The sequence below is a fragment of the Pacificibacter sp. AS14 genome (assembly GCF_038899935.1).
Lineage (GTDB): Bacteria > Pseudomonadota > Alphaproteobacteria > Rhodobacterales > Rhodobacteraceae > Celeribacter.
Genome location: NZ_JBBMQI010000015.1, coordinates 81,481 through 91,365 on the forward strand (window position 1 = coordinate 81,481; position 9,885 = coordinate 91,365).

Sequence of the window (9,885 nt, forward strand, 5' to 3'; positions counted from 1 at the left end):
AAATTTTAAAAGCCAAAGGAAATACACATGCAACGTTCTCTTACGTCTATGGTCTCGGCGCTCGCACTGATTGCGGGCCTCGGTTTCGCACAGGCAGCGCAGGCTGAAACGACCATCATGACCACCGTGGACTTCTGGGACGACGTCACCGTCGAAACCACCACCGCCGCGTTGGCCACGGGAATTGATATCAACGCCATCGACGATAACGGTTATTCTGCATTGATCCGAGCAGGCAATGAGGGCGCGTCGGCTGAGGTTGTCCAGTTCTTGCTCGATAATGGTGCGGACGTGAACCAGATCGGCCACGATGGCCGTCCGCCATTTTTCTGGGTGTCCAAAGGCGGTGACCTTGCCGCGCTTGACGTTTTGTTGAGTGCCAATCCGGATTTGGACGTTCTTGATGACACCAAACGCAACGCTTACGCCCATGCGACCCGCGCTCAGACCGATCCGGCTGTCTACGCGCGACTGGTGGAAATCGGGATCGATCCGATGCTGCTGGATGAAAACGGGCGCAGCGCCCTGCACGAGGCCGCACAGCGCACCCCGTCAGTCGAATTGCTGGCCTTTTTGCATGAACAGGGGTTGGCCTATGACACGCTTGATAACGACGGCATGAACGTGGTTCTAAACGCCGCCTATCGCAATCCATATCTTGATGTTGTTCAGTTCCTTGCGGAACATGCCGACGTGACGCTGACGGATGCAAACGGCAACAATGCCGTTCTGCTGGCCGCTGTGCGCAATCCGTCTGTCGAGGTTCTGGACTTTCTACTTGCCCAAGGCCTAAGCGCGGAGGGCGTTAATGCCGAGGGTCGAAACGCGATCGCATTGGCGGCTGAAAATGATGCAGCGGTTATGCAGCGGCTGATTGATCTTGGACTAGACGTGAACCTTGCAGATGCGAATGGCGAAACGCCACTGGTGATTGCTGCGGCCGAAAACGAACCCGGTATCGTTGGCGTACTTTTGATGTCGGGCAAGGTAGATATTGAAATGTCGGGCGCTGCAGCCCTGCATGAGGCGTTGTCCCACGGCGATGAAAACGGCCAGACGAATGCCTTGCTGCTGCTGGAGGCTGGCGTTGACGCTGCGACGTTGAAAGACAACGGTGATACCGCCCTGACAGTTGCTGCCAATGCGGATCAACCGGTCGATCTTTTGCGTGCGCTCATCGAGAGCGGCGCAGATGTGAACGCGGTTGATAGCAACGGGATGACCGCGCTGTTGCACTATGCCGCCACATCCGGCAACGCAGATGCGATCCGTTTTCTGGTTGAGGCCGGTGCGGACACAACTGCTGCCGACAGCTTTGGCGATACCGTTGCCGACATGGTCAGTGACAACGCGAAACTGGCAGGCAGCGACGTGATTGGCCTGTTCTAAAGGACGGGGGCCAGCATTGCGCTGGCCCTCATTTCCAAAACTGTGAAATGCCAGAGCAACAAAATGCCAGAACAATAAAATGATAGAATTTAACGGCCAGACCATGGGCGGCGCTTGGCAGGTCCGGCTTGCCCAACTTCCCCTTGATCCTGACGCTCTGTTAAACCGTCTGCAACGCAGGCTTGATGCGCTTGATCTGTCGTTGTCCACGTGGACAACTGAAAGCGGTTTGATGCGTCTTAACGCGACGCCGGTTGGCATCTGGGTTGACGTCGAGCGTGATTTGTTCGATGTCGCCGCCCTGTCACAGAACATGATGTCTTTAACCGATCATGCGTTTGACCCGTTCATGGGGGCCGAAATTCAGGCCGCCGGTTTTTCTGGGGGCCATGCCGCGGGTGACGGTGCTATCGGTACGCCCCATGGCACGGCACCGCTGTCTTTTGATGCAACAAGAATGCGCATGCGCCGAAATACCGAAAACTGGCTGGACCTGTCAGCCATCGCCAAAGGCTTTGCCGCGGATCGCTTGCTGGGGTTGCTTTGTGACCATGGGTTTCATGATGCCTGCGTCGAAGTCGCTGGTGATCTTGCCGTTCGTGGCACACAGGCGGGCGGGCGGCCTTGGTCGGTCAGCGTGGAATTGCCTGTGCCAGATCGTCGAATTCTATATCGTGACGTTCAGGTTCATGGCGGCATTGCCACCTCTGGCAATACCAGAAACCTGCGGGAATTTAGGGACGAAACGGTCACACATCTTTTTGACCCCGTGACCCGCACGCCTTTGCGCCGATCTGTATCGTCGGTCACCGTTATGGCCGATTGCGCCGCCAAAGCGGATGCGTTGGCCACAGCACTTTTTGTTATGGGTCGGAACGGTGCCCTCACATTTGCAAATCGCAATGGTCTGGCGATCATCTATCTTGACGCCTGCGATGGTGGGCTTCGTGAATTCAGTACTGGCGCGTTCTCTTTTGATGCCGTGCCGCGCGAAAGCAGCAAAATCACGCGGTGACGAACAAGGCTGGTTGCTGACATAAAGTCAGACTGGGTCTTTTGCATTATAGGGGCATGCTGGATCGTGAAGAAGCTGCCATAGGTCGCTATGGTCCAAAAGGCCGGTTTGTCCCGCTTAACAGACCTTAGCGTACTAATAATGCTGCAGCAAAGCATCAATGCCCACTATGGCGCACCGCATCATTTGAGACTGTCGTTAACGGCAGCTTAGGGCCGCTCGCTACGCCTCAAAGCTATCTTAAATTTAATCCCTATTCGTATGAGCATACAGCGCGACCTCTTTGTCAGCCTCAACAAGCTCGGAGATTTGCATGTGGCGCGGGGGGACGCAGATGCGGCCCTCGTGCGCTATACCGAGGGCTACGAGATTGCGCAGCGCCTGACACAGGAGGACCCCGCCAACACCGTGTGCAGCGCGATCTGATTGTCTCTCTTGTCAGATTGGCCGAGACAAGTACGGTTGGCTCCTATTTTTACAGGGAGGCGGTGCGCATCGTTGACGGTTTGGCGGCTGCAGGAACACTTGCGGCAAACGATACGTCCATGGTGGATGCACTCCACCAAAGGCAGAAGAAAAGTGACAATGATTGATTGAGAAACAAAAGGTTCGGTTTATGCATAATCAAGACCACCTATTTTGCGGCAAAAATCGCAAGGAAGGTCACCGTGTCTTTATGGTTGACTGAGATCGTTTATCACACAGCATGTACAGCTTTGGGCCATCAAGCCAAGACAGTCTTGAGCGTCACGCGTCGTCTATTCGGGGGTGGAATTTATCTCGTTTAAGAATTTGGCGCTCGACACGTGATAGGTGCTGCTTAGCCTCTTCAGTATCGCCGTTGTAAGTCTGTAAAGACTTTTTCCAAGACCGTAGCACCGAACGTGGCGACCACGGTAACGCTGCATGCATAAGCCAAGATCGCAATTCCGTCGGCAGTTGATCATAAGCCGCCATAGAATCCCCTTTTCGTACGCGCCGCTTTAAACTGGTTTGGGAATTTCGCTTCCGCCGAGAACGCTCCATCACGCAGCCTGTGGCGCGTCACGCCTATTTAGAAGCGTATGCGATACGATAGTCGCCTTGATTTCTATTGCTGCTATGAACTGCATATGGAGTCTCCACCTTCTCTAGATCGATAGCTAATTTAATGCCGCCACCAAACCAAAACAATATGTAATAACATTACATATTGATCCAAGCAAGCACATCATTTTTGCAGAAAGCGGCTCAAGGCAAACAGTATGGAAACTGCCTGAAGCGAAACTAATATAGCTAGATTTCCGTTTTAAACAAAAATGAAGATCAATCCCTATTCGTATGCCCCCACCACATCACCTTACCGATGATGGAGAGCGTTTTTTGGGGGGCGAATTCGGGGGGGGTAGTCGGGGTTGTCGGAAAGTAGCAGGATTTGGTCTTCGCTTGGGCGCTCGATCCGTTTGACGCGGGCGTGGCCGTCATCCAACACGGCATAGATAGCGCTGCGGCCTTTCTTGCTAGAGCTGGTTCGCACCGGCACGACGGTTTTTGATCTGTCGACGAGCACCATATCCCCTGCCCAAATCGTTGGCTCCATGCTGTCGCCTGTGACCCGCGCCAAGACGGCGTTTGCGGGGGCTGTGCCGATGCGGCGCAGCCAGTCGCGGCGAAAGGATAGGTAATCCACGATAGGCTCAGCACCATTCGCGGCCCCTGCCCCAGCAGCAAGGCTGGCTTCGTGCAGCGGTACATCCACCAGATCGTAGCTGGCCGCCGCGCCACTGATCGAAGCGCGGATGACCATTGATAAGCCGGTGATCACGTTGGACCTGGGGTCATCCTCATAGCCGCACAGCACCAGAGCGCGGTCTATATGGCGTCCAGATCGGCCAAGATGCGTCTTCATTATCGACTCTTAAGCACTTGCTCTAGCCAGAATTACAAAAATAGACTGGCAGGACTTGGTTCACGCATACTGGCTGGCCAGATCGCAAAGGTCTCTTGTCAAACATGTCAAGCATTTGTGGCTCCTGCCCAAAGCGGTGCCCACAGCACGTTCCCGCTCGCGTCACCAATCAAAAGGTATGAAGAAGAGATTGATACGACAATGGCAGTCACCTCTGCGCCGGTTGGACCTGAGATGACTAAGGCCGTCTTCGTCTCGTCGAGTTCTGCCAATTGAACCGAACCATCTCGAAACCCGGCAAAGATCGCGCCTTCCCCAGGTAAGGCATGCACGCATGTTACGAGTTGGTCGTTGTTGTACGCGACGCAAACTGGTTTGCGGCCCAGTGGGCCGTCTTTGCCATCGAAGGGCCAAGCGATGGCTTCATCAGCACCAGATGTAATCAAATACGGGGTGTCATTGACCCAGGCTAGGCTTTTGATTTTTATGGGATACCCAGGCATTGCAAAGTCACTTCTGTCTCGCAGGCGCCATGCATGAAGTGCGTTCTCTTGCATGGCCGTAACCAGATACTTACCATCAGGGCTAAAGCAGGTATCGCCATGAAAACCTTTCCAAAAAAGCTTTGTCGACTTCCAGCGCCGGTCGCCGCGGTCCCAAATTGTCGCACCGCCGTAGTGGGTCACAGCTAGGCGTTTTCCTTTTGCATCAAAGGCCAAGCCGCCGACGGTGCTGGCATGCTCAAAGACAGTGACTTTGGTCTGCCCTGACGACCACACATGGGCTTCACGACCTGATGAGCAAGCAAAATGGCCGTGGCTGGCTGCAACGCAGTCGACCCAGCGGGTTCCAAAATTCGCGAGCTCTTCGATGGTTCCATCAAGAGAAATGCGAAGGAAACGCCCATCGTCTCCTCCGGTCAGTACGTGATCGCCGTCTGCCGCGATGCAAAGAACAACCCCCCTGTGCGCTTCAACCTCTAAAGGTGTGCCCCCGGGTTGGAAGAATCGAACCCTGCCATCGCCGAAACTTACCGCGACACCTTCGCCCACAGAGACCGCACCGGTGACCGGTGCGCCGAAGGCAAAACGCGCGCCGCGCTGCTCAAGTTCGGTTTCTGAGATGCCCTCAGGGTTTGGGTGGTCCGCAGTTAAGCTGCCTTGCATGCTTCAAACCCTTCTTGCAGGCCCATCGTTTCTAAATTTCGTCCGATGAAGACGACCCGTGAGTTGCGCGCTTTTCCGATCGGCCAAGGTCCCATCTCTGATCCGCTCATCAACATATGCACGCCCTGAAAGACATAACGATCCTCCTGTTCGACGAAGTCGAGAATGCCCTTCGAGCGCAGGATATCTTGGCCGTGTGTTTGCAAAAGTGTGCCAAACCAGGTCTGGAACTTCTCAAAATCAAGCGGTGTTTCAGACACGAACGAAACGCTGGTCACGTTGTCGTCGTGGTCATGGTCGTGATCGGAGGTCAGAAAATCAGGCTCAACCTCAAGAACCCGATCAAGGCTAAAGGCGTTTAGACCAATGACTTCATCAAGTGGCGCGGCGCAATGCGCAGTACGGATTATTTTGGCGTATGGATTAATCTTGCGAATGCGCGCTTCGACCCGCTCAAGCCCGTCGAGCTCCACCAGATCGGTCTTGTTGAGCAAAACAACATCGGCGAAGGCGATCTGTTCCTCAGCCTCATGGTGCGCGCCAAGTTGACCGTCAAGATGGACCGCGTCCGCCACAGTCACGATTGCATCAAGCGTGGTGCGGTTCGCCACTTCTTGATCAACGAAAAAAGTCTGCGCGACTGGCGCAGGATCGGCAAGGCCCGTTGTTTCAACAATGATTGCGTCAAGCTGGTCTGCCCGTTTCATGAGGCCGCTCAGAATGCGGATCAGATCGCCACGAACGGTGCAGCAGATGCACCCATTGTTCATCTCGAACACTTCTTCGTCCGCATCGACGACCAAGTCGTTGTCGATACCTTCTTCGCCGAACTCATTGACGATGACGGCGTATTTTTTGCCGTGGCGCTCCGTGAGGATGCGATTCAAAAGCGTGGTTTTTCCGGCGCCGAGGAACCCTGTTAATACGGTTACGGGTACTTTCGCGATTTTTTCCATTGTCTTTCCTTTTAAGGGGCTGGCACGCCGGTAGCGCAATCGCTGCATCGGTCGTGAACTTCGAAAACTGAATGGTTGGGAGTGCAGCTAATGCGCTTAGGCAGATAGCAAAGACTGATTTTTTTTATTGCTCCATCTCCCAAACTAAATTTGCTTGACGCCATGTAACAGTTAGGACTAGTTAATGCAATGTTATAACATTACATATTTTAAGATGACCAGTCCATGCACGACCAAACACCAGTCTTGTCTATCCTTGGGCGTCTTCCGTCCATGAAAAGCGCCTCCGGGCTCGTCACACACCTTGGCGCAATGCCTATAACATGAAGGCAATACACCTATGAAAGACTTCACAAACGATGTCGCCCCCTTTCAAACGCATCAAAACAGCTCGGCACAAGGTGGACGCGTGGATACGGCAGCACGCCTTTCGGTCGAAGGCGTAAGTTGGTCCGTGCCCAGAACCCAGCGAACGATCCTTCATCCGGTCAGTTTTGATTTGGCCCCAGGTCGAGTCCTCGGTGTTGTCGGGTCTAATGGGGCTGGAAAATCCACGTTGCTCAGGTTGCTCTACCGTTACCACGCCCCTACGACCGGTGCCGTAAAGGTGGATGGTGCCGATATCTGGTCGATTTCTGCGCGCAAAGCCGCGCAAACTGTGGCTGCGGTTTTACAAGAGCACCCCACTGACTTTGCGTTGACCGTCCGAGAGATTGTCGCCTTAGGGCGTACGCCTCATCGCATGGGGTTTGGCGGTGCCTCGGGCGCACGAGATGCCGCCATTGTGCAAGGCGCGCTGGACCAATTGAACCTTGGCCCCTTCGCCAACCGTCAACTTGGCACATTGTCTGGGGGGGAACGTCAGCGTGTCATGGTCGCCCGCGCACTGGCCCAGGAACCGCGTCTGTTGATTCTGGATGAACCAACGAACCACCTTGATATTCGCCACCAGCTGGAAGTGCTGTCGCTGATCCGCGATCTACCCCTTACAATTGTGACGTCGCTGCACGACCTCAACATGGCGGCAGCGGTCTGCGATGATGTGCTGATGTTGCAAGCGGGTACGCCGCTCGGCTTCGGGCCGCCAGAATTGGTGTTCACCGAAGGCAGGATTTCAAAGGCCTTCTGCGTGACAGCCAGACAAGAGCGACTTGCGCCAAGCGACACAAAACACCTGACATTCCATCTTTAATTCAAAGGAAAATATGATGAAACACATCGTTCTCGGCGCGCTTTTGTTTGGCCTAAACGCAGGGTTGGCATCAGCCGAAACCACTGTTGAAAGCTGTAACCGCACAGTGACGTTTGACGCCCCCCCAGAACGCGCAATTTCAAACGACGTAAACCTGACCGAGATGATGCTCGCCCTCGGTCTGGCCGACCGCATGGTGGGCTATACTGGTATTTCTGGTTGGAAAACGCTCGATGAAGAGATGCGTGCTGGCGTTGAGGCACTGCCAGAGCTTTCGTCGAAGTATCCGTCCAAAGAGGTGCTCGTCGGGGCCGAAGCTGACTTTTTCTTTGCGGGCTGGAACTATGGCATGAAAGTCGGTGGTGAAGTCACTCCCGAAACCCTCGCGCCCTTCGGGATCAAGGTTTATGAATTGACCGAGAGCTGCTCCCACATCATGGAAAAGGGCAAAGCCAGCATCGACGATATGTATGTCGATATCGCCAATCTCGGGGCGATTTTCGGCGTCGAGGACACAGCAACCGCATTGATCGACGGCTACAAAGCCGATCTCGCATCCTTCACGGATAGCCTTGAAACCGGCGATCCACTGCGCGTGTTCGTCTATGATAGCGGTGAAGATGCCCCTTTCACAGCTGGACATTATGCCATGCCAACTGCGCTCATCGAAGCGGCCGGCGGCGTAAATATCATGGATGACTTTGAAAAAAGTTGGGGCACCGTGACTTGGGAAGAAGTGGTAGAACGCAACCCCGAGATCATCGTTATCATCAACTACGGTGACGTGACGGCGGAACAAAAGCGCGCATTCATGATGTCGAACCCGGCCTTCGCTGGTTTGGATGCTGTCAGGAACGACCGTTTCGTCACGCTTGATTATGTGGAAGCCACTCCCGGTCCTCGCAATATTCAGGCGATCAAGGTTCTTGCCGACGCGTTCTGGAATGAATAAGCCATGAGCAAAGTTGCGACAGAAATGCGCCGCTCCATTTTCGGGCGGCGCTCCGCCCTCGCCGCAGGCGGGCTGGTTGTGCTGTTGATCTCTTTGTCTATCGCTGTGTCCGTTGGTGCTGTGCCGGTGCATGCGGGCACGGTTTGGAGCGTTCTGGCCAATAAAATTTGGCCCGGCCTCATCGAACAGTCATGGAGCCAAGGGCGCGAAGCGATTGTTTGGGACATCCGTTTCCCGCGGGCCCTTCTTGCTATGATGGTGGGTGCGGGTCTTGCGCTGGTCGGCGCAGCCCTGCAGGCCGTTACTCGCAATCCACTTGCTGATCCGCACCTTCTGGGCATCTCGTCTGGGGGGGCTTTCGGCGCGATCTTTGCGCTCTTGCACTCAGGCTTGTTTCTGGGGCTTCTGACGGTCCCACTTTTGGCCTTTGCTGGTGCGCTGATGGCGACGGCCATTGTGCTTGGGGTATCCAGACTCGCCGACGCAACCAGCGCTGACCGATTGGTTCTCGCAGGTGTAGCGGTCTCCTTTATCATCATGGCTGGAGCAAACGGGCTCATCTTTCTGGGCGATCCTCGCGCCTCGCACACGGTGGTCTTCTGGATGCTCGGCGGCCTCGGTCTCGCGCAGTGGGACCAGCTCGTCTATCCGCTGGTTATCCTCCTGGCGAGCGGGGCTTGGTTAATGAGCCGCACCACACAGCTGAATGCTATGACAATTGGCGATGAGACGGCAGCAACGCTTGGCATCCCCGTTGCACGGTTCCGGCTTGCCGTATTCGTGGTCGGAGCGCTTATCACGGGTGTGATGGTCGCCTTTTCCGGAATCATTGGTTTTGTTGGCCTCATGGTCCCACATATCGCGCGAATGCTCGTTGGAGGCGACTACACCCGCGTCTTACCCGCATCAGCTCTGATTGGCGCGATCTTCCTACTTTGGGCCGATATTGCAGCACGAACCGTGATGGCCCCAGAAGACATCCCCATTGGTATTGTGACGGGGCTTATTGGCGGGATCTTCTTCGTTTGGCTCTTGGGTCGCCGGGCATCATAACGCGCAGGGGCCCGTGCCCGGTGTGGAAGGTCTTGCTAAGTTTACAGCCAAATTTTTAGGTCGCGGTCGTGGATAAATGAACTGGAGCGTGCTTGACCATACCATGCTGACAGCCGACATTCACGGCAACGCAGAAATTTGGTAATTGTGGGCTCAAACCTGCCGTTCTCCGCAGAGAGCTCGAAGGTCCGGTTTGAGCGGTGGCCTCAACTGGTCGGCGCAACACTTTAATCTTTAGGAAGAGATGGAGTGTTTTAAATGAAGTACCGTACCA

At 54.9% G+C, this 9,885-nt stretch carries 9 protein-coding genes; 5 read left to right on the forward strand and 4 right to left on the reverse strand.

What is annotated here, in order from left to right; genetic code table 11:
- Positions 1 to 27 precede the first annotated feature (27 nt).
- Both WNY38_RS13830 and WNY38_RS13835 read left to right on the forward strand, forming a co-directional pair.
- A complete protein-coding gene (locus WNY38_RS13830) occupies positions 28 to 1,389 on the forward strand; it encodes an ankyrin repeat domain-containing protein (RefSeq protein ID WP_342857941.1) in 1,362 nt (453 codons plus the stop codon).
- A gap of 79 nt (positions 1,390 to 1,468) precedes the next feature.
- Positions 1,469 to 2,404, forward strand: a complete 936-nt coding sequence (locus WNY38_RS13835; RefSeq protein WP_342857942.1) for an FAD:protein FMN transferase — start codon at positions 1,469 to 1,471, stop codon at positions 2,402 to 2,404.
- A gap of 747 nt (positions 2,405 to 3,151) precedes the next feature.
- Here the strand turns inward: WNY38_RS13835 and WNY38_RS13840 are convergent.
- The 4 genes from WNY38_RS13840 to WNY38_RS13855 form a co-directional block, all read right to left on the reverse strand.
- Entirely contained in the window at positions 3,152 to 3,430 is a 279-nt protein-coding gene (locus WNY38_RS13840) for a DUF6525 family protein (RefSeq protein ID WP_342857943.1), read from the reverse strand.
- Between the two features lie 313 nt (positions 3,431 to 3,743).
- A complete protein-coding gene (locus WNY38_RS13845; protein ID WP_342857944.1) occupies positions 3,744 to 4,292 on the reverse strand; it encodes a S24 family peptidase in 549 nt (182 codons plus the stop codon).
- Between the two features lie 107 nt (positions 4,293 to 4,399).
- Positions 4,400 to 5,458 (reverse strand): WD40 repeat domain-containing protein, encoded by a 1,059-nt coding sequence (locus WNY38_RS13850; protein ID WP_342857945.1) that lies wholly within the window; start codon positions 5,456 to 5,458, stop codon positions 4,400 to 4,402.
- A complete protein-coding gene (locus WNY38_RS13855) occupies positions 5,443 to 6,414 on the reverse strand; it encodes a GTP-binding protein (RefSeq protein ID WP_342857946.1) in 972 nt (323 codons plus the stop codon). The genes WNY38_RS13850 and WNY38_RS13855 overlap by 16 nt, the downstream gene beginning before the upstream one ends.
- A 340-nt stretch (positions 6,415 to 6,754) precedes the next feature.
- On the opposite strand from WNY38_RS13855, the gene WNY38_RS13860 reads away from it, so the two are divergent.
- The 3 genes from WNY38_RS13860 to WNY38_RS13870 are packed head-to-tail and all read left to right on the forward strand — an operon-like array spanning position 6,755 to position 9,611.
- The gene (locus WNY38_RS13860) at positions 6,755 to 7,606 is read left to right on the forward strand and encodes an ABC transporter ATP-binding protein (protein ID WP_342857947.1); all 852 of its coding nucleotides are present in this window, start codon (positions 6,755 to 6,757) and stop codon (positions 7,604 to 7,606) included.
- 16 nt (positions 7,607 to 7,622) lie between these two features.
- On the forward strand, positions 7,623 to 8,558 hold the full coding sequence (locus WNY38_RS13865; RefSeq protein ID WP_342857948.1) for an ABC transporter substrate-binding protein: 936 nt from the start codon (positions 7,623 to 7,625) through the stop codon (positions 8,556 to 8,558).
- A gap of 24 nt (positions 8,559 to 8,582) precedes the next feature.
- On the forward strand, positions 8,583 to 9,611 hold the full coding sequence (locus tag WNY38_RS13870; protein ID WP_342857949.1) for an iron ABC transporter permease: 1,029 nt from the start codon (positions 8,583 to 8,585) through the stop codon (positions 9,609 to 9,611).
- Positions 9,612 to 9,885 lie beyond the last annotated feature (274 nt).

Bases quoted from the DNA above. Each gene is read 5' to 3' on its own strand.
- WNY38_RS13830 (WP_342857941.1), top strand. From the start codon at position 28: ATGCAACGTTCTCTTACGTCTATGGTCTCGGCGCTCGCACTGATTGCG.
- WNY38_RS13835 (WP_342857942.1), top strand. From the start codon at position 1,469: ATGATAGAATTTAACGGCCAGACCATGGGCGGCGCTTGGCAGGTCCGG.
- WNY38_RS13840 (WP_342857943.1), bottom strand. From the start codon at position 3,430: ATGGAGCGTTCTCGGCGGAAGCGAAATTCCCAAACCAGTTTAAAGCGG.
- WNY38_RS13845 (WP_342857944.1), bottom strand. From the start codon at position 4,292: ATGAAGACGCATCTTGGCCGATCTGGACGCCATATAGACCGCGCTCTG.
- WNY38_RS13850 (WP_342857945.1), bottom strand. From the start codon at position 5,458: ATGCAAGGCAGCTTAACTGCGGACCACCCAAACCCTGAGGGCATCTCA.
- WNY38_RS13855 (WP_342857946.1), bottom strand. From the start codon at position 6,414: ATGGAAAAAATCGCGAAAGTACCCGTAACCGTATTAACAGGGTTCCTC.
- WNY38_RS13860 (WP_342857947.1), top strand. From the start codon at position 6,755: ATGAAAGACTTCACAAACGATGTCGCCCCCTTTCAAACGCATCAAAAC.
- WNY38_RS13865 (WP_342857948.1), top strand. From the start codon at position 7,623: ATGAAACACATCGTTCTCGGCGCGCTTTTGTTTGGCCTAAACGCAGGG.
- WNY38_RS13870 (WP_342857949.1), top strand. From the start codon at position 8,583: ATGCGCCGCTCCATTTTCGGGCGGCGCTCCGCCCTCGCCGCAGGCGGG.